At 67.4% G+C, this 25,853-nt stretch carries 30 protein-coding genes; 17 read left to right on the forward strand and 13 right to left on the reverse strand.

Annotated elements, in window-relative coordinates; genetic code table 11:
• Positions 1-141: 141 nt before the first annotated feature.
• From Q0741_RS28340 to Q0741_RS28380, 9 genes are read right to left on the reverse strand one after another with little or no spacing between them, the layout of a single operon-like run.
• Entirely contained in the window at positions 142-2,724 is a 2,583-nt protein-coding gene (locus Q0741_RS28340) for a zincin-like metallopeptidase domain-containing protein (protein WP_298236539.1), read from the reverse strand.
• 2 nt (positions 2,725-2,726) lie between these two features.
• Positions 2,727-2,933 (reverse strand): hypothetical protein, encoded by a 207-nt coding sequence (locus Q0741_RS28345; RefSeq protein ID WP_029002173.1) that lies wholly within the window; start codon positions 2,931-2,933, stop codon positions 2,727-2,729.
• Positions 2,934-2,946: 13 nt separating this feature from the next.
• Positions 2,947-3,474, reverse strand: coding sequence for a conjugative transfer signal peptidase TraF (gene traF / locus Q0741_RS28350; RefSeq protein WP_298236540.1), 528 nt, complete (start codon positions 3,472-3,474; stop codon positions 2,947-2,949).
• Entirely contained in the window at positions 3,471-3,668 is a 198-nt protein-coding gene (locus tag Q0741_RS28355; RefSeq protein ID WP_156902255.1) for a hypothetical protein, read from the reverse strand. Before Q0741_RS28355 ends, traF begins: the two co-directional genes overlap by 4 nt.
• Positions 3,665-5,569 (reverse strand): type IV secretory system conjugative DNA transfer family protein, encoded by a 1,905-nt coding sequence (locus Q0741_RS28360; RefSeq protein ID WP_298236541.1) that lies wholly within the window; start codon positions 5,567-5,569, stop codon positions 3,665-3,667. The genes Q0741_RS28355 and Q0741_RS28360 overlap by 4 nt, the downstream gene beginning before the upstream one ends.
• A gap of 8 nt (positions 5,570-5,577) precedes the next feature.
• Positions 5,578-7,896 (reverse strand): TraI/MobA(P) family conjugative relaxase, encoded by a 2,319-nt coding sequence (traI, locus tag Q0741_RS28365; protein ID WP_298236542.1) that lies wholly within the window; start codon positions 7,894-7,896, stop codon positions 5,578-5,580.
• Between the two features lie 38 nt (positions 7,897-7,934).
• Positions 7,935-8,375: a conjugal transfer protein TraM gene (locus tag Q0741_RS28370; protein WP_298236543.1), complete on the reverse strand. Its 441-nt coding sequence runs from the start codon at positions 8,373-8,375 to the stop codon at positions 7,935-7,937.
• Positions 8,375-9,103, reverse strand: a complete 729-nt coding sequence (locus Q0741_RS28375) for a conjugal transfer protein TraL (protein WP_298236544.1) — start codon at positions 9,101-9,103, stop codon at positions 8,375-8,377. Before Q0741_RS28375 ends, Q0741_RS28370 begins: the two co-directional genes overlap by 1 nt.
• On the reverse strand, positions 9,103-9,498 hold the full coding sequence (locus tag Q0741_RS28380; RefSeq protein WP_298236545.1) for a TraK family protein: 396 nt from the start codon (positions 9,496-9,498) through the stop codon (positions 9,103-9,105). Before Q0741_RS28380 ends, Q0741_RS28375 begins: the two co-directional genes overlap by 1 nt.
• Before the next feature lie 407 nt (positions 9,499-9,905).
• On the opposite strand from Q0741_RS28380, the gene traJ reads away from it, so the two are divergent.
• On the forward strand, positions 9,906-10,271 hold the full coding sequence (gene traJ, locus Q0741_RS28385) for a conjugal transfer transcriptional regulator TraJ (RefSeq protein ID WP_298236546.1): 366 nt from the start codon (positions 9,906-9,908) through the stop codon (positions 10,269-10,271).
• A gap of 31 nt (positions 10,272-10,302) precedes the next feature.
• On the opposite strand, the gene Q0741_RS28390 is transcribed toward traJ, so the two are convergent.
• The 3 genes from Q0741_RS28390 to Q0741_RS28400 form a co-directional block, all read right to left on the reverse strand.
• Positions 10,303-10,635 carry a KfrB domain-containing protein gene (locus tag Q0741_RS28390; RefSeq protein WP_298236547.1) on the reverse strand — a complete coding sequence of 111 codons (333 nt, stop codon included), beginning with the start codon at positions 10,633-10,635 and terminating at the stop codon, positions 10,303-10,305.
• A complete protein-coding gene (locus tag Q0741_RS28395) occupies positions 10,625-11,611 on the reverse strand; it encodes a ParB/RepB/Spo0J family partition protein (RefSeq protein WP_298236548.1) in 987 nt (328 codons plus the stop codon). Before Q0741_RS28395 ends, Q0741_RS28390 begins: the two co-directional genes overlap by 11 nt.
• 102 nt (positions 11,612-11,713) lie before the next feature.
• On the reverse strand, positions 11,714-11,914 hold the full coding sequence (locus Q0741_RS28400) for a hypothetical protein (RefSeq protein WP_298236549.1): 201 nt from the start codon (positions 11,912-11,914) through the stop codon (positions 11,714-11,716).
• Positions 11,915-12,091: 177 nt separating this feature from the next.
• On the opposite strand from Q0741_RS28400, the gene Q0741_RS28405 reads away from it, so the two are divergent.
• The 16 genes from Q0741_RS28405 to Q0741_RS28475 all read left to right on the forward strand — a co-directional run bounded on the left by Q0741_RS28405 (position 12,092) and on the right by Q0741_RS28475 (position 25,510).
• Positions 12,092-12,442 carry a helix-turn-helix domain-containing protein gene (locus tag Q0741_RS28405; protein WP_298236550.1) on the forward strand — a complete coding sequence of 117 codons (351 nt, stop codon included), beginning with the start codon at positions 12,092-12,094 and terminating at the stop codon, positions 12,440-12,442.
• 67 nt (positions 12,443-12,509) lie between these two features.
• A complete protein-coding gene (gene trbB, locus Q0741_RS28410) occupies positions 12,510-13,475 on the forward strand; it encodes a P-type conjugative transfer ATPase TrbB (protein WP_298236551.1) in 966 nt (321 codons plus the stop codon).
• 28 nt (positions 13,476-13,503) lie between these two features.
• Positions 13,504-13,884 carry a TrbC/VirB2 family protein gene (locus Q0741_RS28415; RefSeq protein ID WP_298236552.1) on the forward strand — a complete coding sequence of 127 codons (381 nt, stop codon included), beginning with the start codon at positions 13,504-13,506 and terminating at the stop codon, positions 13,882-13,884.
• Between the two features lie 3 nt (positions 13,885-13,887).
• The gene (locus Q0741_RS28420) at positions 13,888-14,205 is read left to right on the forward strand and encodes a conjugal transfer protein TrbD (protein ID WP_029002161.1); all 318 of its coding nucleotides are present in this window, start codon (positions 13,888-13,890) and stop codon (positions 14,203-14,205) included.
• Positions 14,202-16,754 carry a conjugal transfer protein TrbE gene (locus Q0741_RS28425; protein ID WP_298236553.1) on the forward strand — a complete coding sequence of 851 codons (2,553 nt, stop codon included), beginning with the start codon at positions 14,202-14,204 and terminating at the stop codon, positions 16,752-16,754. The genes Q0741_RS28420 and Q0741_RS28425 overlap by 4 nt, the downstream gene beginning before the upstream one ends.
• A gap of 130 nt (positions 16,755-16,884) precedes the next feature.
• Entirely contained in the window at positions 16,885-17,934 is a 1,050-nt protein-coding gene (locus Q0741_RS28430; RefSeq protein WP_298236554.1) for an IS110 family transposase, read from the forward strand.
• Between the two features lie 293 nt (positions 17,935-18,227).
• A complete protein-coding gene (locus Q0741_RS28435) occupies positions 18,228-18,953 on the forward strand; it encodes a VirB8/TrbF family protein (protein ID WP_298236555.1) in 726 nt (241 codons plus the stop codon).
• A gap of 8 nt (positions 18,954-18,961) precedes the next feature.
• On the forward strand, positions 18,962-19,855 hold the full coding sequence (gene trbG / locus Q0741_RS28440) for a P-type conjugative transfer protein TrbG (protein ID WP_298236556.1): 894 nt from the start codon (positions 18,962-18,964) through the stop codon (positions 19,853-19,855).
• Positions 19,855-20,274 (forward strand): conjugal transfer protein TrbH, encoded by a 420-nt coding sequence (locus Q0741_RS28445; RefSeq protein WP_298236557.1) that lies wholly within the window; start codon positions 19,855-19,857, stop codon positions 20,272-20,274. Before trbG ends, Q0741_RS28445 begins: the two co-directional genes overlap by 1 nt.
• A gap of 2 nt (positions 20,275-20,276) precedes the next feature.
• The gene (locus tag Q0741_RS28450) at positions 20,277-21,653 is read left to right on the forward strand and encodes a TrbI/VirB10 family protein (protein ID WP_298236558.1); all 1,377 of its coding nucleotides are present in this window, start codon (positions 20,277-20,279) and stop codon (positions 21,651-21,653) included.
• On the forward strand, positions 21,653-21,979 hold the full coding sequence (locus tag Q0741_RS28455; RefSeq protein WP_298236559.1) for a hypothetical protein: 327 nt from the start codon (positions 21,653-21,655) through the stop codon (positions 21,977-21,979). The genes Q0741_RS28450 and Q0741_RS28455 overlap by 1 nt, the downstream gene beginning before the upstream one ends.
• Positions 21,976-22,725 carry a P-type conjugative transfer protein TrbJ gene (gene trbJ / locus Q0741_RS28460; RefSeq protein ID WP_298236560.1) on the forward strand — a complete coding sequence of 250 codons (750 nt, stop codon included), beginning with the start codon at positions 21,976-21,978 and terminating at the stop codon, positions 22,723-22,725. Before Q0741_RS28455 ends, trbJ begins: the two co-directional genes overlap by 4 nt.
• Positions 22,725-22,952 carry an entry exclusion lipoprotein TrbK gene (gene trbK / locus Q0741_RS28955; RefSeq protein WP_367184198.1) on the forward strand — a complete coding sequence of 76 codons (228 nt, stop codon included), beginning with the start codon at positions 22,725-22,727 and terminating at the stop codon, positions 22,950-22,952. The genes trbJ and trbK overlap by 1 nt, the downstream gene beginning before the upstream one ends.
• A gap of 7 nt (positions 22,953-22,959) precedes the next feature.
• The gene (gene trbL / locus Q0741_RS28465) at positions 22,960-24,471 is read left to right on the forward strand and encodes a P-type conjugative transfer protein TrbL (RefSeq protein ID WP_298236561.1); all 1,512 of its coding nucleotides are present in this window, start codon (positions 22,960-22,962) and stop codon (positions 24,469-24,471) included.
• Positions 24,468-25,055 (forward strand): TrbM/KikA/MpfK family conjugal transfer protein, encoded by a 588-nt coding sequence (locus Q0741_RS28470; protein ID WP_298236562.1) that lies wholly within the window; start codon positions 24,468-24,470, stop codon positions 25,053-25,055. Before trbL ends, Q0741_RS28470 begins: the two co-directional genes overlap by 4 nt.
• Complete coding sequence (locus Q0741_RS28475; RefSeq protein WP_298236634.1) at positions 25,055-25,510, forward strand: conjugal transfer protein TrbN; 456 nt, start codon at positions 25,055-25,057, stop codon at positions 25,508-25,510. The genes Q0741_RS28470 and Q0741_RS28475 overlap by 1 nt, the downstream gene beginning before the upstream one ends.
• An 84-nt stretch (positions 25,511-25,594) precedes the next feature.
• Here the strand turns inward: Q0741_RS28475 and Q0741_RS28480 are convergent, their stop codons facing one another.
• Positions 25,595-25,822 carry a hypothetical protein gene (locus Q0741_RS28480; protein WP_298236563.1) on the reverse strand — a complete coding sequence of 76 codons (228 nt, stop codon included), beginning with the start codon at positions 25,820-25,822 and terminating at the stop codon, positions 25,595-25,597.
• Between the last annotated feature and the right edge of the window lie 31 nt (positions 25,823-25,853).

Genomic DNA, 25,853 nt, shown 5'->3' on the forward strand with positions numbered 1-25,853 from the left:
CAGCGCTGATCCTTGTGGGGTTCCGCAGGGGGGCCTTGGCGACGTGGGTGGGCTTCGCACGGGGCAGGGACGACGGCGAAATACCGACTTCCTCGGCAGCCTCGCGTACGGACGAGCCTTGAGCGATCAGAGGTCCCACGGTCATCCCGCCCGCATGCCGTGGCGCTGGCGCTGCTGCATCCCGTGACCCGTACTTCGGGATTGGTCCTGGCCACGCTGCTGGACCTGCTCCTGCACCCGGGCCTTGTGCAGCTCCACCGCCTGCTGCGCCTCGGGCATCACCTGCCGCAGCAGCCCCTCACGCCCGAGCTGGCTGCGCTGCGCCAGGTCGTTGAAGTCCGTGTGCGACTTCATGCGCGCCAGTGCCGCGAGCTGCTCGGGCTTGAGCAGGTCCTGCCCGGCCGCAGCCCGGTCCTTGTCCGAAAGCCCGCCCTGCTCCAGCAGCCGCTCGGCCGCGTCGTGCAGCCGCCAGGCGGCCGGCGTGATGGGCGCCAGCTCGCGCGGGTAGTCGGCCTCGCCCGGGGCGAAGACGGGGAAGAAGGCCCTGCCACCGACGTCGCGCGCCGCCGCCTCTGCCTTCTCGCGGCCCGGGTTGAAGCCCTGCGTGAGCTGCACCGCCCGGTCGTCGTCGCCGGCCACCAGGATGGGCTTGGTCGGGTGGAGCTCGCGAAGCGCCTTCGCCACCGCGCCCACGTTCCCGGAGTCGAAGGCCACCACGCCGGCCACCGGGGCGCCCATGGCCTCCTTTAGCGTCGCCATGGTGGCGTAGCCCTCGCCCACGACGATGACAGGCGCGCGGTCCAGCTCCTTCATGCCCCCCAGCACGTGAAAGCAGCCTTCCTTGTGGCTGTCCTTCGCAAACCGCTTCGTGCCGTCCTCGCCGATGTACTGCGTCGTCCAGTGCTTGCCGGTCTTGTCATAGGCCGGCACGAAGGTGGTCTTGCCGGCTTGGTCCGTGAGGAGTCCGGGGTAAGGCTGGATGCCCTTGGCCTGGAGGTAGGGCGTAGGGTGCTTGGAGTCCAGCGGCTGGAGAGCCGCCAGCTGGCGCTGCACGCGCTGCGCCGCTGCCTCGTGCTGGCGCTGCTGCTCGGCCTCGCGCTCGGCCCGCCTGGCCGCGGCCTCGGCGGTGAGCCTGGCGCGGTCCTCGTCGCTGAGGTGGTAGCCCTTGGCCTTCCAGCGTAGTTCCTGGCCGGTGCGGTTGTCCTTGGCGTAGCCGGCCGGCACGTGGCCGTCGAGGTGTCCGACGTAGAAGCCGGCCTTCTCCTTGCCCTTGTCGCCGGCCGTGGCGATCCGGTGCGTGGCACCGTCCATGACCGGGTGCTCGCCCTCCAGGATGAAGCCCATGCCGCGCAGCTCCTGGGCGAACTCGTCGCGCGCGGCCATCGCCGGGTCCTGCTGCTGGCGCTGGTTCTCGGGCAGCCATTTCCGCAGCGCGTCCCTGTCCGCGCCTTCGCCCGCGTACCAGGACTTGGCCGCGCCGTCCCAGCGCGCACCCGCGGCCTTGGCTTGGTGCCGCTCGATGTAGGGCACGGCGAGGTAGGTACGCTGCTCCTCGTGCGCGGGCGCGGCCGGCTGTTCGGCTGGCGCTGCCTGGAGCTGCTGTGCTGCCTCTTCGCGCCGGGGCCAGCGTGCCAGCAGCGGCGCCGTTTCCACGCCGGGAGGCACGTACCAGGACTGCTCCTGGCGGTCCCAGCGGGCCCCCAGTGCCTTGGCCTGATCCTTCTGCGCGAAGGGCACGGCCAAGTAGACGCGCGGCTGCTGGGCCTGCTCCAGGGCCTGGTCGATGCGCTGGTTTTCCTCGGCAACGGTGCCCACACTCGCCTCCTGCTTCTGGCCCTGGTGCTGGTCGAACGCCATGACGAAGGTGTGGATGCGCTCGGCGTCGGCCGCCGCGCGGAAGATCTCCAGCGAGTCTTCCTTGAGCACCTTGATCCAGGACGCGACGTAGGACGCGTGGCGGCCCGGGTCATGGCCGATGCCCAGCGAGTCGCCCACCAGCATGGATGCGATCTCGGCGCGCAGTTCCTCGCGCGCGTAGCCTTCGCTGCCAAACGGATTGGCGAGGTCCCGGCCCAGCCGGTTCTCGTGCCCGGTCCAGTGGCCCAGCTCATGCAGCGCGACGGCGTAGTAGCTGGCCGCGTCCGGGAACTGTCCTTTCCCGGGCATCTGGATGGCGTCGGTGGAGGGCCGGTAGAAGGCGCAGTCGCCTTCCACGTGGCGGATCGTGGCGCCACTGGCGTGCAGCAACTTCTCCGCGCGCTGCGCCGCATCCCAGGCCGGCGGCCGGTGCTGCAGCGTGGGCAGGCCCTCGATCTGCTCGGCGTTGAACACGACGGCATGGAAGACGCGCGGGCGTTCCAGCTGCACCTGCACCGTCTCGGGCTTGCCGTCCGCACCGATCACCGGCCGCCCGTTGTCGTCGAGCCTGGGCTGCTCCTCGCTGAACTTCCAGTACTGGACCGGGGTGCCGTGCTCGCCCTTGCGCACCTGGGCGCCCTGGGCCTGCGCCTGGTTGTACGTCATCCAGCGCGGGTCGCTGTAGCCCTGGGCCGCCAGGAAGACCGCATTGATGCCCTTGTAGCGCTTGCCGCTGACAGGGTTCATCGGCACGCCAGCTCTTGGCCGGCCGGGCTCCCAGGGCTTCTGCCAGGGCGCGGTGCCGGCCTCGAGCAGCTCGACGAGCTTCTCGGCCACCCGCTCATGGAAAGGCTTGCCGCGATCCATGGTCAGGCCTCCGCGGCCAGGTCGGTGGCGCTGTCCAGGGCGTCGCTGAGGGTCAGCGCGTCTTCCACGAAGGCGCCGGCCAGTGCCGCCTCCTCGGGGTCGAATTCGGCCAGGAAGGCGGGCGTGCCGGCGTCGCGCAGCTTGTCGCGCACCACCTCGGCCAGGCTCGGAGGCGGCACCCGCACGTCTTCGTCGTTTGGCATGTCCATGAGTGGCTTTTCCTCAGTAGGTGAACACGGGGCGGATCACGGTCTTGATCTGCCTGCGGCTGGTCGGCCCGAAGTAGCGGGCATCGAAGGAGAGGGCGAACCGGTCGGACATGAGCAGGACCTGGTCGGGCGCCAGCGTGGCGCTGGTGGCCTGCAGGTGCGGCATGAGCCGGCCGGCGCCGTCGAAGCGCACCGGGGCGCTGTCGGGCAGCGGCTGGCCATTGACGCGCACGCCGTCGTCATCCAGCTCCACGTGGTCGCCGTGCGCTGCCATCACGCGCTTCATGACGTAGCCGGCGCCACCAGGGCACACGCCCACGCCCAGGTAGCCGCGCCGGTAGGCCTGCTCGAAGACGCCGCCCTGCGGCAGGCACAGCAGGACGTAGGACCCGACGCGCACCAGCTCGCTGGTGGCGCGGTACAGGCCCAGCGGGATGCTCGGGCTGGTGTTCCAGTACAGGCCCAGCGCCTTGGCCGCGGCGCCCAGCGCTAGCGGGGCGGCCACGACGCCGGCCAGGGCAAACTTGTGCCAGCGCCTCATGGGCCGTCCCTTCCATGCGGGACGTCTTCCCCGCGTGGGGCGTCCTTTCCGCGCTGCTCGGGCCTGCGGTTGCTGCGCTCCTTCCAAAAGTGCCAGCAGGCCATCAGCAGGATGACAAACAGGCTTGCCAGCAACGAGACACCGATGGAGTCGGTGAACTGCTCCCAGCGGGTCGGTGGTGCTTGCCAGGTCATGCTGCTTGCTCCATGCGCGGCTGGTTCGCGGCCACGATCCAGTCGCTGGTCTTGGGCGGCGCCACTTGCGAGCGGGCCAGGAAGGTGGGGTCCTGGAAGTACAGCGGCTGCTTGCCGTAGATCGCCGGGTAGCCCGCCACGTACACCACCATGTCGCCGGCCTTCGTGATCTGGTCGGCGCTGTCCTTCTCGGGGCCGGGCATGCGCATCGCCTCGTCAGCCGTGAGCAGGTTGCGCGCGACTTCCTGCACCGTGCGCGAGACGTTGGACTCCATGAAGGCCACACGCTTGCCGCTGACCGTGATGGCCTCCTTGAGCACGGTGGTCTGCCCGGTCTGCCGCGACAGGTACTCCGCCGTCTCGACCCGGTTGGGCGGGAAGGCGCACTGCACGTGGCAGTTCGAGCTGATCGTCTCGCTCGGCCCGTAGCCCAGCTGAGGGTGGCGAAGCTGCGTGATGTCCTGGATCACCAGGAAGGCCTTGATGCCGTAGCCGGCCATCCACGACAGCGCGTCCTCGAGGATCGGCAGCCTGCGGAAGGCCGTGAGCTCGTCCAGCATCATCAGCAGCTTGTGCTTGTAGCTGGGCTTCGGACGCCCCTGCTCGAAGCCGATCTTGTCGGCCAGCAGCCGTATCGTCATCGTGATCAGCAGCCGCAGCAGCGGGCGCAGCCGCTCCTTGTCGCTGGGCTGGGTGACCAGGTACAGGCTCACCGGGCTGTCGTGGTGCATCAGGTCCCTGCTACGGAAGTGGCTGTCCGCGACGTTGCGGGCCACAACCGGATCGCGGTACAGCGACAGGTAGCTCTTGAGCGTGGACAGCACCGAGCCGGCTTCCTCTTCGTGCCGGTCAAGCTGGTCGCGCGCCGCGGCGCCGACGACGGGATGCACCTCGCCGTTGAGGTGGTGGTACTGCGTCATCTCCACCCACAGCTCGGCCGTCGCGCGCTCCGGGTCGGCCAGCATGTGGTCCACCACCGGCAGTGACGCGCGCGGGCCGTCGCCGTTCCTGGCCCGGTACAGGGCATGCAGGATGACCCCTTGCAGCAGGGCAAAGCTGGTCTTCTGCCAGTGCGACTCCAGCCCCTTGCCATCGGGATCCACGATCATCTGCGCGATGTTCTGGACGTCCCCGACTTCGTGCTCGGTCCCGAGACGCACCTCGTCCAGCGCATTCCAGTGCGCGCTGTCCAGCGCAGCCGGCTCGAACTTCAGCACCTTGTTGCCGGCGAAGAGCTTTCGCCAGCCCGAGGTCAGCTCCCACAGTTCGCCCTTGAGGTCCGTGATGAAGGCGCTCTTGACCCAGGAAAGCAGTGTCGGGATCACCAGGCCCACGCCCTTGCCGGACCTGGTGGGGGCGTAGCACAGGACGTGTTCCGGCCCGGTGTGGCGCAGGTAGCGCAGCACGCCCTGCTTGTCGATCCAGCCGCCCACGTAGCAGGCCAGGGCTGACGGCGGCGGCAGCTTGTGCATCCTCTCGCGCCAGCTCCGTGCCTCGCGTGGCAGCAGGCCTGCTGCCTGAATGTCCTTCAGCGTGGCCCAGCGGGCACTGCCGTGCATGTACTGGTTGCCCGTGGGCTTGCTGGCCTCGACCATCTTCACGACCATGGTGGCGATCAGGCCGCCCGCGGCCACCATCGCGCCGACGCTACCCGAAGTCATCAGCTGCTGCGGGTAGACCTCGCTCCACTTCGCGGCCCAGCCCAGCACGTGCCAGGGCAGGTACACGTGGCCCACGCTCATCCCGAGGCTGGCGTGGTAGTCGAAGGTATGGGCGAAGTGCTGCGTGGCTGCCCACAAGCCACCCGCCAGCGAGGCGGTGCCCATGATGGGCACCAGCTTGCCACGGGTCCTGCGGCGCTGGCGCACCTGCGGCCCGACGGCAGGGTTGTTCACTGTCATGGAGCGGGTCATCGGCTTCGTCCTCTGGAATGGCTCGCAGCCAGCGAGCCCGTGGGGGTGACGGTGATGGATTGCCCGATGGATACGGACTTCAGCCGCCAGACAGTTGTGAAGTCAACTGGCATCACCAGCACCGCATCGCCGCGGTCGAGCAGGGCCAGCGTGCAGCCATCGACGCTGCGCAGGCCTGCGAAGGAAAGGGGCTGCTTGGTCGGGCTGTAGCGCACGTGCCTGGGCACGTCGATGCCGCGCGCACGCTTGCCCTCGCGCTCCTCGATGTAGCTGTCCGCGGCGGCGTAGGCTTGCGGCGCCAGCTTCGCGCCGGGTATCGGCCAGGCGGGGGCAGCTGGCGCTGGCCGTGGCGCCGCCGGCGCACGCACGCCCACGCCGGCGCCGGTGCGCAGCCGCGCCTCGGCCTTGGGCGGGGCCTTCGACCCCGGGCGGCCCACGGGCGGGCGGTTTACTCCTCCTTCTCTTCCTGCCCGATCCACGGGCCGTCGCAGTGCGTCAGGTGCTTGGGCTCCTTGTTGCTCCACACCGTGACGTACATCACCCGGCAGTAGCAGCTCACGTCCTGCTCGTTGGCCTGCCACATTGCGTTCGGGCAGGTCTGGCACACGGTGACGGGATCGGGGCGGCGCACCTTGGGCAGCGCCGCCAGGGTTGGGCTTTCGACCGTGGGCATGGCGGGCAGCGCCAGCCGCGTCAGTTCCAGATCGGGCGGCTCGCCCAGGGCGGCCATCGTCTCGTTGATCAGGTCCTCGTCGCTCATCCGTTCCATGAGGGGGCTCCTTGCGCATCAGGGCCTGGCGCTGCCGCTCAAGGCCGGGGTCGGTGAAAGTGACCGGCAGCGCCAGCTCCACCGCCGCGCGCACCACGGCCATACGGAATCGCTGGGAGCCGCTGACGGTGATGCGGTCGCCGTAGCGCTGGCGGGCCAGCTTCAGCGCCGCCTGCACCGCGTCCTGGTCGGCCGCACGCGAGACCTGCAGCCGCTGGCCGTCATCGCGCACGGCGCTGGCGCCGGCCCGGTAGACGACAGTGCCGGCCTTGGTGACGTTCTCGACTTCAGGGCTGGCGCCGGTGGACTCGGTCAGGCCTTGCGCGCGCACGGTGTGGCCGCGCAGGTTCGAGGCCTTGGCCCTGGCCCGCAGCGCCGCCAGCGCCTCGCTGTTGCCCTTCACGGCCTCGGCCTTGAGCCAGTCGGCCCAGGCTTGGTGCTGGTGGTCCTTCAGGATCGCCGCGCGTTCCGCTTCGTAGGCGCGGTAGATAGCCTGCAGCCTCTGGCGCATCTGGAAACTCGCGGTGGCGTAGACGAGGCGCTTGTCGATGCCCTTGCCGTCAGAAAGCCGGATCGCGGCACGCTGCAGCGCATAGGCCCGCTTCGCCGCCGCCAGTGCCTCGGCCTTGCGCCTGCGGGCAACGCCCAGTGCCTCGGCCCGCTGGTCGCCCACAGCCTCGCGCTGCGCGCGGTAGCGGGCGTAGAGCTCGGTGGTGTCCACGCGGCTACGCACCGGTCCCTTGCGGTAGGACTTGCTCGCCCAGGGCCGCACCAGGCCCACCGGTGCCTGGAAGGCGCCCAGCCTGGCTTCCAGAGCCTTCTTCGACAGGCCGCGGTCCACGGTGCTGGCCTTCACGAAGGTGCCGTCCTGGGAGGCGAAGATCAGCCCGGCGCCGCGCTCGCGCAGCTCCAGCCCATGGTCGGCCAGCTCGTGGTGCAGTTCCTGCCAGGTGGTGGCCGCGTGCACGTGGTCCAGGCACTCGCGCCGCACCCAGCTCACGAGGCTCTCGACGGCGGCGTGCTGCTCCATATCGGCCGCCTTGCCCTCGCCCACGCTCCGCCGCGGCGTGTGGTTCACCGCCTGCAGCCCGTACTCGCGCTCCAGCCGATCGCACATCACGGCCAGCGTCTTGTAGGCGAGGTAGGGCTCCTTCAGGGTCAGCCGCTGCGGGTGGACCTTGTTGATGCCGATGTGCATGTGCAGGTGGTCGGTGTCGTGGTGGACGACACTGATCCGCTGGTGTCCTTCGAAGCCCAGCGCCTTGCACAGCCGCTCTTCGATCGCCGCCAGCGTTTCGGGCGAGGGGTTCTCCCCAGCCGGGAAGCTCACCAGCAGGTGGTAGGTGAGATCCGACTGCGCCCGGGTGTTGAGCTGCTGCACGGCCAGCATCTCGCTCACGGCCGCGCCCAGCGTCGCGGCCTCGCAGTGGGTGATGCGGATGTCCCCGACGCGCTCGGTCAAGCCTTGCTGGTCGGTGAGGTACCCCACCAGCCCAGCCATGCTGCTCTTGCGCAGCACGCGCATCGGGACGTGCTTGGCGATCACGGGTCTTCAGCCGCTGAAGGATCGGTCCGGCAGCGTCCCTAGATCGCCACCCAGGCCAGCACCAGCGCGGCCACCAGCGTCATGAGGCCACCGCCCAGGTTGATCAGGGCCACCTGCCGCACGTGCCTGAGGTGGGCGGCTGTCTGGTGGGCGTGCGTCCGGACCAGGGCCTGGAGACCGGTGGACGTCGCCGCTGCGCATTGCTGGGCTGCCGCCGCCATCGCCTCCCGGCTCGTTTCCAGCGCCGCCTGCAGCGCCTTCTCGGCCTGGACGCGCGCGCTCTCGCCGCTGCGCCGGGCGATGGCTTCCAGCTCGGACTTGAAGGCGTCGAGCAGCTGGCGCTGCTGCTCCTCGCCGGCGGCCAGCAGGTGCTCGTTGATCGTCAGCAGCATGAGGACCGGGTCGTCGCGGGTGAGCCCGACGCCGTGCCGGGCGGCGATCTCCCGGATCACGTGCTCGATGCGGTCGCCCGTGGCCATCACAGCACCGCCGCGCCGTCGAGCTGCCGAAAGAGCTGGTCGCGCACGATCTTCAGCCGCTGCCGCGTCATCAGCGGCACCGCGGCCGTGCCCAGCGTTTCCTCGAACGTCCTGCGCGCCTGCAGCATGTCGCTGAGGTCGCGCCCGTAGGTCTCCCCCTTGAGGGCCGGAAGCTGCACCAGCGCCGACACCCGCGCCTTGTTCGAGGTGTACGCCTTCATCGCCTCGAAGGGCTTGCCGTCCTCGGTCGTCACCGGCCCGAAATACGGGTTCAGCCACACGATGAACAAGCAATCGACCGGAAACTGCGTGGCGAGCTGCGCGAACCCCGACACCGTGTCCACCAGGGCCTGGCCACCCGTGACCACCGTGTGGACCACCAGCTCATGGCCCAAGTCCTTGAGCAGCGCCGGCACCTCGTTGGAAATGAGGTAGTGCGACAGCGGCACGAAGGAGCTGGCGCCGTTGTCCACGATCACGTCGGCCTGCGCAGTAGCGAGCAGCTCCACCATCGAGTCGAAGCGGCGCGTGTCGATCTCATCGCCGGCCAGCAGCTCCACCCGCCTGACGTCCAGCGTCTTGTAGCCGGCGAAGGTCGCGTTAACCGGGTCGGTGTCGATGCACAGCGGGCTGTGCCCCTTGGCCTGCTTGTACTGGGCCAGCATGGCCGCCACCATCGACTTGCCCACGCCACCCTTGCCCTGCAGGACGAAGTTGATCTTGCTCATCAGAAAAGCTCCTTCGGGTCAGTGGCCGCCGTGAAGCGGAAGCCCGGCACGGTCGTGCCGGTGCGTCGCGGCTCGGGTGGGGGAACTGGAGAGGAAACAGGCGCAGGGCAGGGCGGGGAAGCCGCAACGGACTGCGCAGGCGCTGCTGGTGCATCGCGCCTCACGTGCTTGCGCACGTACTTCAGGAACGTGTCGTAGCGGAAGCCCAGCCGGCGCGTCTCGTGCAAGTGGCGCCAGATCGTTGTGAGAGGGAAGCCGGCCGCAATGGCTGCTTCCACGTCCTCGCGCACGGCCAGGAAAGCCACCGCGTTCGTGTCCTGCCCGCGCCTCTTCGGCGGCTGGTCCTGGACCCAGGCAGCCAGCTCTTCCACGTAAGCGGTGCGCGGCTTCAGCACAGCTGCCGCCTCTGCGCACCGTGCGAGCGCTCCCGCATCGCTGCATCTCCGCTGCGCGGATCGCTGAAGTACCGCTGTATCAACCCTGTAACAGCACGGAAGCACCGCTGTATCGACGCTGTAGCTGCGCTGGGATGTCGCTGAAGAAGCCGCATTTCCATGCTTTAGGGGGCCGTTCGCCATATCCTAATGCGAACAGCGGCAGTTCAGCACAAGTTCAGCGGAAAAACCGAACGATACCTGCTGAGCTACCGTGGTGTTTCCGAACGACAAAGCGCGGGCAAGATAGGTGGAGTTGGCCAACCGGCACGCCGGTTGTCCACCTCCACTTCTCCTTACTCGCTGCGCTCGACGGCATCTGGCGAGGCCCGGGCGACTTCCGCCGATCACCTTGAGGACGGATCGTGATGACAGAAGGACGGAGGAAGCCCCGCTATCAGCACTTGCGCGTGCCGGTGCTGCCGGAAGAGAAGGCAGCGATCGAAGCCCTGGCAAAGCAAGCGCGTCGGCCCGTGGCGCGCTACTTGCGCGAGGTTGGCCAGGGGTACAAGCTGCACAGCGCCGTGGACCTGGATGCGGTGCGCGAACTGGCGCGCATCAACGGAGACCTCGGGCGGCTGGGCGGGCTGCTGAAGCTGTGGCTGGCCGGAGACGGCCGCACGGCGTGCTTCACGCCGGCCACGGTGCAGGTACTGCTGGAGCGGATCGCGGCGCAGCAGGATGAACTGGCGAAGGTAATGCAGGAGGTGGTCAGGCCCCGCGGAAGGACCTGACCCAGGATCAGCGGGCGCCGGCCTTGGCAGGCTACGCGTCGAAGCTGGCGCGGCCTTGGCTGTCGTAGGAAACGGTGACCCGGCCCCCGACCGGAGGCGCATGGTCAAAAGCAGCCAGGTCGTGCCTGAAGAGGCCGGCATTCGTCTGCAGGTACGTCTGCAGCTCGTCCACGTGGACGACGACGCCTGTGGCTGGCTTGGATCGATCCGCCTCGCTCGCCTTGAACAGTTCGTAGACCCCGGGGCGTATCCCGTGGGCCTTCTCCACCTTCTCGATGTCCCAGTCGTCATCGGCCAGGACCTGGAGAACCCGGTGGCCGTTCATGACCACGAGGCGGCGCTTGGGGGGCTGCTCAACCTTCATGGAAGGTCACCAGGCTGACCGAGGCAAGGTCCACGTCCACCTCCTGCCCATCGGCGAGAAAGCGGACCCAGGCCCGGCCGGAAGCAGTCGGGCGCCGCGTCGTGAGCAGACGCGCGGCGCGGCCGTCCACGCCGACCTCGATCCACAGGCGATGCATGCGCTCGCTGGTCTTGTCGGAAGGTGGGGAGGGCAGGCGCCGCGTTGACGCTTCTGTGGCCGCCGCCTCATCGACCGCTGGGGCAGGGCTCGGCGCAGCCAGTCTCCCTATCTCTTCGAGGTACTCGCGCAGCCCTCTGACGGTGCCACGGGTGATTTCCTGTTCCTTGTTCTTGATCCAGGCAGCCACCTCCATGGGGTTCTTCCTGAGCGCGACCACCAACTCGTTCACCACCGTGACGTCGTTGACACGGCCAGCTTCGAAGGCCTCGGCAATGGGGTCTGGCAGGTCCAGCAGGGTGACGTGCTGCGTGACGAAGGCGGCCGACTTCCCGAGCTCGCGCGCGATATCGGCCTTGCGCTTCCCGCGTGCCAGCTCCTGGCCGATGAAATCAGCAATCTCCCGGGGGGTCAGGCCTTCGCGCTGCAGGTTCTCGATGACCTGATCCACGCGCTCGAAGTCGTTGTCGATGAAGGCCTTCACCGTGGAAAGGCCGGCCATGGCGCACGCCCGCCAGCGTCGCTCCCCGTGGTTGATGAAGTAGCGCCCCGGCTCGCCCGGGTTGACGCGGACCGATATGGCCTGCTTCTGCCCACGAGCCTTGATCGAATTTGCAAGCTCGCCCAGCTTCTCCGCGGCATAGCCCGGGTTCTTGGCGCGGCGGGGTTGATTGGGGTCGGGGGATACCGCGTCCAGCGGCAACTCCAGCGGGGCGCCGCTCATTACTGCAGGCGCGGCGGTGCTCAGCGGACTGGCCGGCCTTCCCGATTTCCGGGGCCCATCCGTCGCAGTTAGCTTCGTCGGCGTCTTCACAGCCATCTGGCTGTCTCCATCCGCGCTGAGGGGCGCCTGGCCCAGCTCCGCTCTTTCCGGGTTCTCATTACCATGGTTTATTTTTCTGATCCTGCGAATTTCTATTAGTTAGTCTGGCAGCTTGCCGTAGGCCACCCACCAACTCAAGAAGCTGAGCAGAACGAAGCAGCCCAGGGCGGTGAACCAATGGCCGATCACGAAGAACACGACCACCAGCAGGGCGATTCCCCAGCGCAGCAGTGGCCACAGAAGAACTACCGCCATGAGCAGGAAATCCAGCGGGTCGGTCTTGCGAGGAGTATTGGCCATGAGTTCCCCAAGCCGAAAACGTACGCTGGGCAGCATGCTCGTCCGGTGAACCAGGCGTCTGTAAGAATCTGCTTCCGAGGCGTGGCGCCAACGCATCTTGCCACACTGGCTATCGACGACTCCCGCAAGAAATCCTTCAGCGGCTAAAGAACAAGGGAGGGCACATTGCTCGAGTACATGATCTTCCTGACCAACGTGCTGCAGTGCCTTGAGGAGCAAGGCAAGTCCAAACATGACCTCTCTCGCGATTCAGGGGTGTCGGTCTCGTTCATATCGGATCTCACCACAGGGCGCGGCAATCCGTCGCTCAAGGTCATGGCGAAGATCGCAACCGCGCTCGAAATGCCGCTTCCTCTTCTGTTGGAACGCTGCGACCTTCCACCTGAAGGGCTGGAGTTGCTTGCGGGCCATAAGCCATCCCAAAGTCTGCCCAAGGGTTTCCAGCGCGTCTCTCTGGTGCTCACGGACTATCAGGCCTTCGTTGCAAAGAAGTGGGCACAGGACGCGCGCAAGATGATGGACAAGTAGACAGCAAAGAACCTATCTCTATTCCGGACACTTGTGTGAGCCGGGCGTTCACTATATCTTGCGGGGCATGTCGCAGAATGCTCCGCAAGTCGCTACGACCGAGGACCGGGCCAAGCAGGCCATTGAGCGCGCCTTCGGTCCCGAGCTGCTGGCTGTCCTGCACGACCCCAGGACCATCGAGCTGATCCTCAATCCGGACGGCTCGCTGTGGGTCGAGTGCCTGGGCGAGCCGATGTGCAGGATCGGCACGATGAGCGCCGCGAAGGCGCAGTCCATCCTCGAAAACGTTGCCGGCTTCCACCGCAAGGAAGTCAGGCGCACGTCCCCGCTGCTGGAGTGCGAACTGCCCATCGACGGCAGCCGCTTCGCCGCGCAGCTGCCGCCCATCGTTCCAGCGGCGTCCTTCCAGATCCGCAAGAAGGCCATCAAGGTCTTCACGCTGGACGACTACGTGGCCCGGGGAATCATGACCGATGCCCAGTTCACGGCCATCGTCAAGGCCGTGCGCGAGCGCCGCAACGTCATCGTCTCGGGCGGCACGGGCTCGGGCAAGACCACGCTTGCCAACGCCCTCATCGGCGAGATCACGGATGCCTTTCCGGATGACCGGCTGATCCTCATCGAGGACACGGGCGAGATTCAGTGCCGGGCCGCGAACTACGCGCAGTGGCACACCACCACCGACGTGAGCATGCGCGACCTGATCAAGCACGCGCTGCGCGCCCGGCCGGACAGGATCATCGTCGGCGAAACCCGCGGCCCCGATGCCATGGACCTGCTCTCGGCCTGGAACACGGGCCATGAGGGCGGCCTCGCCACGGTTCACGCCAACAACCCGCGCGCTGCACTGAGCCGGCTGCAGATGCTCGTGAGCATGCACCCGGAGTCCCCGAGGCCGATGGAGCCGCTGATCGCCGAGGCGGTCCACGCCATCGTCCATATCGCCCGGTTACCGGATGGCTCTCGCCGTGTCCAGGGAATCCTGGGCGTGGATGGATTCAGGGACGGCGCCTTCGTCACCACGTTCCTCTGACCGTTACCTCAGCAACCAGGAGCATTCCATGCACTCCAGGGCCCAAGCTCGCCTTTTGAAACCTGCCAGCCTCGTGCTCGGCTCCCTGCTGGCGGTGGCCGTGCTGGCGCTGATGCCCAACCTGGCACATGCCGCGGCGGGCGCAGGCGGCGGCATGCCTTGGGAGGGGCCGCTGGACCAGCTCCGCGCTTCCGTCACTGGACCGGTAGCCTTCGTCGTGTCGCTGATCGGCATCGTGGTGGCCGGCTCGATTCTCATCTTTGGCTCTGACCTCAACGCCTTCTTCAGGACCATGGTGCTGATCGTCATGATCATCTCCATCCTGATCGCGGCGCAGAACTGGCTGGCCGGCACCTTCGGTCGCGGCGCCTCGATCGCCGCGGCGGCGCACCACAGCCAGGAGGCCTGAGTCATGGCGCTGCACAAGGTCCCTGTGCGAGCTTCGGCCAACCGTCCCAACCTGTTCATGGGCGGGGACCGTGAGCTCGTCATGGTCTGTGGCCTGCTGGCCGCGGCCCTGATCTTCTCGGCCATGGAATGGCAGGCCATCCTCTACGGAGTGGCCGGCTGGTTCGCCTCGCTGTACGGCTGGCGGCTCATGGCGAAGTCGGACCCGCTCATGCGCCAGGTCTACATGCGCTCCCTGCGCTGCTACCGGCAGCGGTACTACCCGCCGCGCTCGACGCCGTTCCGCGTCAACACGGCCACCCAGGGGAAGCAGTACAAATGATCGTACCCACCACCCTCGCCGTTGCGGCGGCGGGCGCGGCGACCTTGGCGGGGCTCGCCTTCCGACTCAAGGGTGTGGACGCTGCCCTGCGGCTCAAGCGCCACCGCTCGAAGGATGCAGGCGTGGCCGACCTGCTGAACTACGCGGCCGTCGTCGAGGACGGGATCGTGGTTGGCAAGGACGCCGGCTTCCAGGCCTCCTATCTCTACCGCGGCGAGGATCAGGCCAACAGCACGGACAAGCAGCGCGACGCCATCACTGCGATGCTCAACAAGGCCCTGGCGCCGCTGGGCAACGGCTGGATGCTCAACGTCGATGCAGGCCGGCGCCCGGCGTCCACCTACCCTGAACGCCACCTCTGCCGCTTCCCCGACCCCGTGTCGGCCGCCATTGACGAAGAGCGCCGCCGCCAGTTCACCAGGCCCGGCGCGCTCTTCGAGAGCTACTTCGTCATCACGCTGACGTGGCTGCCCCCGAAGCTGGCCGAGCGCAAGCTGGTGGAGCTCATGTTTGACGACGACGCCGTGCAGTCGGACGACACCAGCCGCACGCACAGCCTCATCGACCAGTTCAAGCAGCAGCTCACGGCCATCGAGAACCGCCTGTCGTCCGTGGTGAAGATGACGCGGCTGCGCGCCCAGCAGGTAACGGACGAGGAGGGCACCCGGCGCACGCTGGACGACCAGTTGTCCTTCTTGCAGAGCTGCATCACCGGGATGCACCACCCGATCGCGTTGCCCGACAACCCGGCTTACCTGGACCTGCTCATCGGCGGCCAGGAGCTGACCCCCGGCACGATTCCGCTGCTCGGCCGCAAGTTCATCCAGATCGTCGCCATCGACGGGTTCCCGCATGAAAGTTGGTCTGGCATGTTGCAGGCGCTGGCAGAGCTGCCCAGCGAATATCGCTGGAGCTCGCGGTTCATTTTCATGGACCAGCACGAGGCCCTGAGCCACCTGGAGAGGTTCCGCAAGAAGTGGAAGCAGAAGACCCGCAGCTTCTTCGACCAGGTCTTCAACACCAACGTCGGCGGCGCCAACCTCGACGCCATCAACATGGTCGCGGACGCGGAAGCCGCCAAGGCCGAGGTGAGCTCCAACCTGGTGGCCGATGGCTACTACACCAGCGTCGTCGTGATCATGGACGAGAGCCGGGACCGGGCTGTGGCCTCGGCCCAGGAGGCGCAGAAGGTCATCCAGCGGCTGGGATTCAACGCGCGCATCGAGACCATCAACACGCTGGACGCCTTCATTGGCAGCCTACCGGGCCACGGCGTGCAGAACGTGCGCCGCCCGCTGGTCAACACCATGAACCTCGCGCACTTCCTGCCGCTATCGAGCATGTGGAGCGGCAGCCGGACTGCACCGTGCCCGCACTACCCGAAGGGCTCTCCCGCGCTCATGCAGTGCGTGACGCATGGCCGCACGCCGTTCCACCTCAACCTGCACGTGCGCGACCTGGCCCACACGCTGATGATCGGCCCAACCCGCAAGGGCAAGTCCACGCACCTGGGGATGATGGCCGCGCAGTCGCTGCGCTACGAGCACATGACCGTCTTCATCTTCGAGGCGGGCATGAGCGCGTACCCGCTCACGAAGGCAGTGCGTGGCCGGCACTTCAACGTCGCGGCCGATGAGCGGCCCCAGCTCGCGCCGCTGCAGTTCCTGGACACCCGCAATGATCGCGCGTGGGCCATGGACTGGATCGACAAGGTGCTGGCGCTCAACGACTTCAAGACCACGCCCGAGCAGCGCACCGCCATTGCCACGGCCATCCTGAGCATGCACCAGAACGGCGGCAGGACCCTCTCGGACTTCTTCAATGCCTGCCAGGACGACGCCGTGCGCGAGGCCCTGATGCAGTACACCGTCAACGGTGCCATGGGCCACCTGCTGGACGCGGCCGAGGATGCCCTGGGCTTCAGCCGGTTCAACACCTTTGAGGTGGGCGAGCTGATGGAGCTGGGTGACAAGTACGCGGTCCCCGCGCTGCTCTACCTGTTCCGCCGCGTGGTGCGCAGCCTCAAGGGCCAGCCGGCCGTGATCTACCTGGACGAGGCCTGGCTGATGCTGCTGCACCCGATCTTCGAGCAGTGGATCAGGAAGTGGCTCAAGACGCTGGCGAAGCTCAACTGCGCCGTCGTGCTGTCCACGCAGAACCTCACCGACGCGGCCAAGTCCAGCATCTTCGACGTGATCGTGGACTCCACGGCCACGAAGATCCTGCTGCCCAACCCGGATGCCGTGTCCGAGGAAATGACCGCGCTGTACCGGCGCATCGGTCTCAACGACCGGCAGATCCAGATCGTGGCGAAGGCCCTGCCCAAGCAGCAGTACTACCTCATGTCCGAGCCGGGATGCCGCCTGTACGAGCTGGCCCTCGGCCCTCTGGCGCAGGCCTTCGTCGGCGCCACCGACCCGGTGTCCCTGGCAACCGTCAGGCGGCTCGAAGAGACGCACGGCGAGGCCTGGATTCACGAGTGGCTCGCCATGCGCGGCCTGAAGCTCGACGACTACCTGGAGATGGTATGGACGCCTCCCCCCTGTTGAACCGACATCCCGACTTGCCGGGCGGTGGGAATACCGCTGACCAGAGGTGAAGAGTGGGGCCTCGCGTCGGACGGCATCGAAGTGCCAGAGTGGAGTTGCGCTGAACAACTCCTGAAGACGGAGGCCCCAGATGAATCGTACGACCTACGGCTTGGACTTGGCGAAGAACGTGATGCAACTGCACTGGGTCGATGCCCGAACCGGCGAGATCGGACGCAAGAAGCTGCCGCGCGCGAAGCTCGCGCCGTACTTTGCGCAGCTGCAGCCGGTGCGCATTGCGATGGAGGCCTGTGGCAGCGCGCACCACTGGGCACGCGTTCTGGGCGGGCTGGGCCACCAGGTGGAGTTGCTGCCGACGCAGCAGGTCAAGCCCTTCGTGCGCAGCAACAAGGACGATGCGGCCGATGCACGAGCCATTTGGCTTGCGGCCCAGCAATCCGATATCCGCCGTGTGAGCGTCAAGAGTGTTGAGCAGCAGGCGGTACTGGCGCTGCACCGCACGCGCTCGCACTGGGTGAGCGTGCGCACGGCCACCGTCAACGCGCTGCGTGGGCTGCTCTATGAGTTCGGTGTCGTACTGCGCGGCGGACGCCAAGCAGGGTTGAGGGCGCTGGCACAGCAGCGCGCCGAGATCGATGCGCAGTTGCCAGCAGTGATGCACACCTTGGTGGATGGGCAGCTACAGACGCTGGCCCAGCTCGAGGAGCGCATCGACGAGCTGGAGCACCAGCTCGCATCACTGCAGCAGCAAATCGACAGCGCCCGCACGCTGCGCGAGGTGCCAGGCATCGGACTGCTGGGAGCCACGGCGCTGGCGGCCACGCTGGGCGACGGGAGTGCCTGGCACTCGGGCCGGGAGTTCTCTGCCAGCTTGGGGCTGGTGCCCGCGCACAGCGGCACGGGAGGCAAGACGCACATCGGGCACATCTCCAAGCGCGGTGACCCGTACGTGCGCACGCTGCTCATTCACGGCGCGCGCTCGGTCATCGAGAACGCCAAGCACAAGCCTCGGTGGCTGGAGCAGATGCTGGCGCGCCGGCCACTGAACGTGGTGGCCGTGGCACTGGCCAACAAGATGGCACGCACGGCTTGGGCCTTGGTGGCCCATGGGCGTGAGTACCAGCGGGAGTGGAAGAGCACCCCGCCCAAGGGCTGCGCCGCACAAGCGGTTGCAACGTAAACAAACCTAACCCAAGGAGTGGATGCCGCAAAGAGTGCGCGAGTCGAGTCGATGAAGTGATGGCAACGCGGTCGGACCGCGGGTCGGGTAAAGCTGCATGCTGTCTGGAACGAGCCTTACGGCGAAGTTCTCCCAATGGAGATGAGCACCGACCCAGCGAATGACCATCAAGGCCAGCAGCGGGCTTGTACCCGGACTGCACCAGTAGGCCGGATATAAGACCGCAGTCAATTCCGCCGAGTCAGAACTTCAAGAACTCGCTTGCCACACGGGAGGCGTCCATATAAGACGGCATGAACCCCACGCTCTCGGCCCTGGGTGGCCGCATCAGGCTCCTGTTGCGCAAGGACCCCGACACGGCCACCGAGAACCCCTATCTCAACGCCCGGCGCACGTGGAATCTGGCCGTCGGCTCAGCCATCAACCGCGGTTTCATCGGGACCATGGTGGGCGGCTTCGGCATGGTGATTGCGCTGGCCGCCGTGGGCGGGATGATCTACATCGGCAGCCAGTCCAAGTTTGTGCCCTATGTCTACGTCGAGCGCCTCAACGGCGAAACGCAGCCGCTGGGGCCAGCCGTGCCTGTGGCACCAGCCAGCCAGCTGGTAATCAACGCTGCCGTGCGCGACTTCATCGCGGACGCCCGTTTGGTCACACCGGACGTTTTCGTGCAGACCAAGGCCGTGGAGCGGGTCTACGCGAAGTTGCCGCCCAACACGGCTGCCCGCACCAGGATGGATGACTGGTTCGCGTCCGATCCGCCGTTCAAGCGTGCGGCCAAGGTGGTGGTCAGCGTCGACAAGGCCACGGTGCTCCTGCAAAGCCCCACCACGATGCAGGTGGACTGGGAAGAGGTGACGCACGACCGGCAGGGCTCGCAGCTTGGGGCTGTGCGCATGCGCGCCCTGGTGACGTTTACTGTGGCCACCAGCACGCCGATCAACACGCCCGATGCCGAGCTGGCCCTGAACCCCGCGCGCATCTTCGTCAGCGACTTCTCCTGGACGCAGATCAAGTAAGGGTAGCGATGAAGAAGCACCTGATCGCGGTGTGCGCAGCCCTGCTGGCTGCGCCCGCCATGGCGGCCGACCCGGCTGCGCAGCAGCTTCTCTCGGGGAATGGCGGCCCGAAGCTCACGAAGCAGCAGCGCCAGGCCCTGAGCGTCACCAGCCGCTGGGAGTCCTCGGCTTCCGGCATGGCGCCCGTGCCTGGTCCCAATGGGCAGGTCCGCTTCGTCTACGGCGCGCAGCAGGCCACGCTGGTGTGCGCGGTGCTGCACGGCTGCGACCTGGCCCTGCAGCCGGGCGAGAACATCAACGAGGGCGGGGTTCACCTGGGCGACGCGGCCCGCTGGACCGTGGAGCCCGCCATCGAGGGCAGCGGAGCCCACGAGACGCTGCACCTGGTTATCAAGCCCAAGGACGTGGGCCTGCAAACCACGCTGTTCGTGTTCACCGACCGGCGCCGCTACACCTTCAAGCTGCGCTCGCACCTCACCGAGAACATGACCACGGTGGGCTTCGAGTACCCCGAGGACGCCAACGCCAAGGTGGCCCAGGTGCGACGCCTGCAGCAGCAGGAGCGCCAGGAACGCACCATCCCTGCCACCGGCGAGTACCTGGGCGACCTGAGCTTCGACTACGACCTCGACGGCCCGAAAGACCTACGCCCGGTGCGCGTCTACAACGACGGCCGCAAGACGGTGGTGGAGATGCCACCCGGGACGGCCAACGGCGAGCTGCTCTCGCTGGTGCTGCTGCGCAGGGCAGGCGGGATCTTCTCGGACGACGAGCCCGATCGCATCGCCACCCGCTACCAAAACGGCCGGTACATCGTGGACGCCGTTTTCGACAAGGCCATCCTGATCGCAGGTGCGGGCAGAGACCAGCAGCGCGTGACGATCACCCGCAGGACCAAGTGATGAACAACATCCTCACCGCGGCCGTGTTCGCGCTGGTCCTGGCCGGCTGCGCCACCAGTAGGACCGAGGCGCCGCAGGGCAACTACCTGCCGGCCGGCATCGACCAGCCCCGGCTCGCAGCCGACGCCGTGCGCCAGCTCGTCGCCGTCTATCCGCCCGCCAGGACGCGCCTGGTCCTGGAGCAGCCGGCCAAGGACGCCTTCGGGGCCGCGCTGCTGCAAGGCCTGCGCGCCAGCGGCTACGCCGTGCAGGAGGGCGGCAAGGCCCCTGAAGACACGCTGCCGCTGCGCTACGTGGCCGATCAGGCGGGCCCCGTGTTTCGCGTCATGGTGGCCGTGGGCAGCCAATCCCTGGCCCGGGCCTATGTGCCGCAGGGCAACGCGCTGGTGCCGGCCGGCGCCTGGGCTCGCAAGGAGTGAGCATGGCCCAGCAGGACCTCTTGTCGCCCGATGCGTCGCCCGGCAGTGCCGGCGTGCGCCGCGTCAACCGGGTGCCGATCTACCTGGCAACGGGCGGCCTGTCCCTCTTCGTGGCCGTGATGGCGTCGGTGGCTTGGCAGCGTGCGGCCCGGCAGCAGATGGAAGCGCAGGCGGCGCAGCCGACCACCGCGGGCACCAGCTCGCTGTCGGCGGCCAAGGCCATCACCGGCCAGTACCAGGGAGCCGTGGTCCCAGCGGCGGCCCCGCCCACGCCGCCCGCGCCGGCACCCGCGGCCAGCGCTGTCATGGTCGCGCGCCCGCCCGGGGATGACCTCGACACGCCGCCGCCCCCGCCTGGGCGGAGCGCGGCCGGCATGCCGCCGATGCCGCCCGGTGGCGGTGGCGCTCCAGCTCCGGTGACGGACCCCGTCGCCGACCAGATCAGGCAGCGCCGGCTGCAGATGGCCGAGCAGGCGTTGCAGGCCCCGACGACGGTGAAGTTCGCGCTGCAGCACACGGGCGGCGGTGGTGGCGGCGCCCCGGCTTCGCGCGAGGAAATGCTTGCCCGCCTGTCCCAGGTGCAGCAGCAGGCCGCCGGCGCCGGCAACGCGGGCCAGGAAGTGAATGCGGCCTACCAGCAGCGCCTGGCGCAGCTCCGCGCCGCGCACGGCGGTGCTGGCGGCTCGATGCCCGCCGCGGCCCCGTCTCGCACCGGCATGGCCCAGTTCGACGGCCAGCCCAACCGTTGGGCGCACGACGCGCAGGTACTCCCACCAGAGTCGCCCTACACGCTGCTGGCCGGCGGCGTGATCCCGGCGCTTCTCCAGGACGGGATCAATTCCGAGCTCCCGGGGCAGATCAGGGGACAGGTGTCGCGCAACGTGTTCGACACGGCCACGGGAGAGCACCTGCTGATTCCGCAGGGCACGCAGCTCGTCGGCGCCTACTCCAGTGACGTGGGCTACGGTCAGTCGCGCGTGGTGGTGGCGTGGCAGCGGTTGGTCTTTCCGGATGGCAAGACGCTGGACCTGGGCGCGATGCCCGGCGCCGATCCGGCCGGCTACTCGGGCCTGTCGGACAAGGTGAACCGGCATCTCGTGCGCACCTTCGCCTCGGCCTTCCTCATGAGCGGCATCGTGGGCGGCATCACCTACAGCCAGAACCGCGGGCACAACCAGTTCGCGCCCACGGCCAGCAGCGCCCTGAGCGAGGCCCTGGGCCAGCAGCTCGGCCAGGTCACGGCACAGATGATCGCCAAGAACCTCAACCTGTCTCCCACGCTGGAGATCCGCCCCGGGTTCCGCTTCAACGTCGTTGTCACGAAGGACCTGAAGTTTCCCGGTCCCTACCAACCCTTCGACTACCAAAGGAACCGCTGATGAAAGTTCGCCTCGCCAAGATCACGACGGCGCTTCTCGCTGCCGCCAGCGTCGCCGTCCAAGCTGCCGTTGCGGCAACTGACGCCAACGCGCCCGCGCCGGGAAGCTTCTATGGCAAGGAAGCCGTTGATCGCTACAACCAAATGATTCAGCTTCAGTTCAAGGTAATACAGGATGCTGTGACGGTGTACCGGCAGTGCATGGAAATGCAGCTTGCCATCGCGCAACGAGGGGGCACGACAAATGCGACCTGCACAGCGCCAAATTTTGCTCCACCACCGACCCTGCAGTGGCTCGAAAACGACCCCCGCAAGGAGCAGAAATGAAAGGCCGCCTCGCCAAGATCGCCGTCGCCATGGTCTTCGTGGCCAGCACCAACGCGCGCGCACAGATTCCGACCACGGACATCCTCAACGCGATTCAGAACACGATCACGGCCAACGAGAGCGTCGCGCAGACGATCAAGCAGATTCAGGAATACAGGACCCAGCTTGAGCAGTATTACCTGCAGATCAAGAACGCCGTAGCTCCTGCGGCTTACGTGTGGGACCAGGCCACGAGAACCATGGACCAACTGCGCGACGCGATGTTCATGCTCGACTACTACAAGCGAAGGTACTCAAGCCTGGATACCTACCTGCGCACCATCAAGGACATGGGGCAATACAGGGGATTGCCGTGTTTCAACGGCAAGGGATGCAGTGCAGATCAACTTGCGCTGTTGCGGGAGGCTGAGGCAAGGCTTTCCGAGGCGCAACGGCTGACCAACGAGTCCTCTATCCGCACGTTGGATCAACAGCAAAACGCCATGGCTGCCGACGCGCGGCGCCTTCAGCAGTTGCAGGCGACCGCGCAGGGCGCACAGGGGCAGATGGAGGCCATCGGCGCGGCCAACATGCTGGCTGCCCAGCAGTCCAACCAACTGCTGCAGATACGGGGCATCCTCGTGGCGCAGCAAGCGGCCCTCGTGACACGGCAGCAGGCACTGGCTGACCGTGAAGCCCGCGAGGACGTAGCCGGGGAGGCTTTCCGCGCCGGTACCTTCGTGGCGAGCCCTCGCCGGGAGTGGTGATGGGCGCGGCACGCCGTCCTGCTCTGGCAGCGGCCTTCGCACTGGCGGCCGTGTTGTGCGCCTGCTCGCCTCAACCCGAGCCCAAGCCGGAGACACAGCTGGAAGTCAACGATGCGAACTGCCGCCTGGAGTTCCTGCGCACGCTGCCGAAGGAGCCGCGCGAGGACCTCGCTGGCAGGTGTCTCCGTCGGGGGGCCTTCAAGCCCAGCCCGCACAAGATCTGGTGACCGCGCCATGAGATTCACCAACCCAGGGCGCGTTGCCTTTGGGCTGCTGCTGCTGGCACTGACCCTTTTGGCCCAAGCGCAGGAGCTCAACAGCTCGGGGATTTCAGACGACCTGCTGGAGCGGTTCAGGACCGGCGCGGCCAGTTGGGGCGGCGTGATCCTGCGGCATGCAACCTGGCTCTTTTGGGTGCTGGCCTCCATATCGCTGGCCTTCACCATGGCCTTCATGCTGCTGCGCCGGGCCGACTTCGGCGAGCTGTTCGCGGAGCTGATCCGCTTCCTGATGGCCACCGGCTTCTTCTGGTGGCTGCTCATCAACGCGCCCGTCTTCTCCACGGCGATCATCACCGGGCTGCGCAGGGTGGCGGCCGAGGCCGCCGGGCTGGGTAACGGGGTTTTGGCGCCCTCGGGCATCGTGGACATTGGCTTTGCCATCTTCTACAAGGCCGTGGACAACTCATCGGTCATGAAGCCGGTGGATTCATCGGTTGGCATCATCGCAGCGCTGGGCGTGTTGATCGTGCTCGGACTGATCACCGTGAACATGATCCTGCTGCTCGCGTCGGCCTGGGTTCTGGCCTATGGCGGCATGTTCTATCTGGGCTTCGGCGGTGGACGCTGGACCTCGGACAAGGCGATCAGCTACTACTGGATGATCGTGGGCGTGGGCATGCAGCTCTTCGCCATGGTGCTGATAGTAGGCATCGGCAAGACTTTCTTGGACGACTACTACCGCCGCATGAGCGCCGGGCAGACGATCAAGGAAGTCGGCGTGATGCTCTTCGTGGCCGTGATCCTGTTTGTGCTGACCAACAAGCTGCCGGCCATGCTTGCCGGCCCGGCAAGCGGCCACACCAGTACTTCGGGCATCGGCAACATGGGCGGTGGTGCCCTGGTTGGCGCGGCCAGCATGGCGATGGCCGCCGGCGGCATGGGCTTGGCGATGGCTATGGCCGGTGCTGCCCAGGCCGCAGGCGGCGCGCAGGCACTCATGGCGGCCCTCAAGGCGGCTGGCGATGGTGGCGAAGGGGGTAGCGACGGCGGGAGCGCTGGAGGCTCGTCTGGGGATCGCTGGAGCGACGGCGGCGGGGATATGGGAACGGAAGGTGGAGGTGGCGTAGGGAACAGCGGGTCGAGCTCCGGTGGCTCGGGTACGGGCAGCACACCTTTTGCGCAAGCTGCTGGGTTTGACGGCGGGGCGCCGTCGTTCACGCGCCGCATGTCGGCCGCAGGCGACCTTCTCGCGGCGCGCGTCGGCGAAATGGCGAAGTCCAAGCTGGACGAAACGAAGGCAGCCTGGAAGGAGCGCGTGGCCGAGACGCCCGGCGCGAAGCTGGCCGCAGCGCTGAATCCGCAGCGGCAGGCGGGCAGCGACGACACACCGGACTTCGAGGATGACGCCCTCTCCGGTAGCAGCAGGCCTGTCACCCCGGAAGACGAGATTGCGGCCTTCGCCGCCCGTGACCCAAACACGTTTGACGGCGAAGAGCAGTTCGATGACGGAAGGGACCAGCCATGAAGCGCGCGTTGACTGCTGCCCTGGCCGGGATCTGCTTGGTCGGGCCGGCGCAGGCCCAGACACTGTTTACCGGCGACACGCGGCTGGCCTGCGAGGCAATCATGTGCCTGTCGTCCTCGCAGGGGTCCAACGAGTCCGCGTGCCAGCCCTCACTGGAGAGGTACTTCTCCATTCGCAAGCGCAAGCTGCGCGACACGATCCGCGCGCGGCACGACTTCCTCAACCAGTGCCCCGACGCACAGAAGAGCGACGGCATGCGCACGCTGGTGTCCGCGCTGGCGGCGGGCGCCGGCCAGTGCGACGCGGCCAACCTCAATACGCTGGGCTACCTGGGCATCAGCCCGATCACCGGCGTGGAGGTGTTGATGATCAGCAACGTCATGCCGGCCCACTGCACGGCGATCTACACGCACCCCAACACGGCGTACCCCAGGGACCAGCTTCTGCCGCGGTATGTGGGCGTGCCGGACCGTGGGGGCCTGTGGGCTGATCCAGCCGACTACGACCGGGTGCTGGCCGAGTACAACGCGCGGATCGCGGCCGAGGATGCCGAGCTGGCGCGCAACGGCTGGTGGTGGCGCTGATGCTGGCCGCGGTTGCCGACCTGCCGACCCATCAGCAGGAGCGCGTGGTGTGCTCCATCGCTGCCGCGGTGCGTTACCAGCTCCCGGTCAACTTGATGCTGGCCGTGGCCGAGCAGGAGAACGGCCGCCCTGGGCAGTGGGTGCGGCATGCCAACGGCGCTGTGGATGTCGGGCCGATGCAGTTCAGCACCGGCTACCTGCGCGAGTTGGAGCGCTACGGCATCACGCCCGAGGATGTCGCGGCCCGCGGCTGCTACCCGTACACGCTCGCTGCTTGGCGGCTGGCTCGCCATATCCGCTACGACAAGGGCGACTTGTGGACGAAGGCCGCCAACTACCACTCGCGCACGCCGCACTTCAATGCGATCTACCGGGGATACATCACGCGCAAGGCCGTGAAGTGGGCCGACTGGCTCGATGCACACTTCACCACCATCACGTGGACCGCGCGTTGATCCAAGCTGGGACCGCCAGCATCAAGTTGCGCCGGCACTCGCATTTGCGTTGGCACCAAACGGCGGGTACACGCGGACACTCGCTCAATAGGTCGGCCCCATAGCGCGCCGTTCGTCGGACGGTTGCAGCGGCGGTGAGGCATGGGGAACGTATCCCAGGCTGCCGTCGCTGCTACGGTAAAACAGCCCGTCTGGGGTTTCCCACATGAGATTGTCGGCGAGCCGCTGCATCAGGTGGTGTTTGGGAATGTAGGGCTCGAAGACCATCGGCTCTCCAGTGTTCGGGTCAATAGCCTCGTAGCAATCGCTCATCATGGACATCATCCCGGCCAAATTAAGAGAA

Source organism: uncultured Azohydromonas sp. (assembly GCF_937926365.1).
GTDB lineage: Bacteria > Pseudomonadota > Gammaproteobacteria > Burkholderiales > Burkholderiaceae_C > Azohydromonas.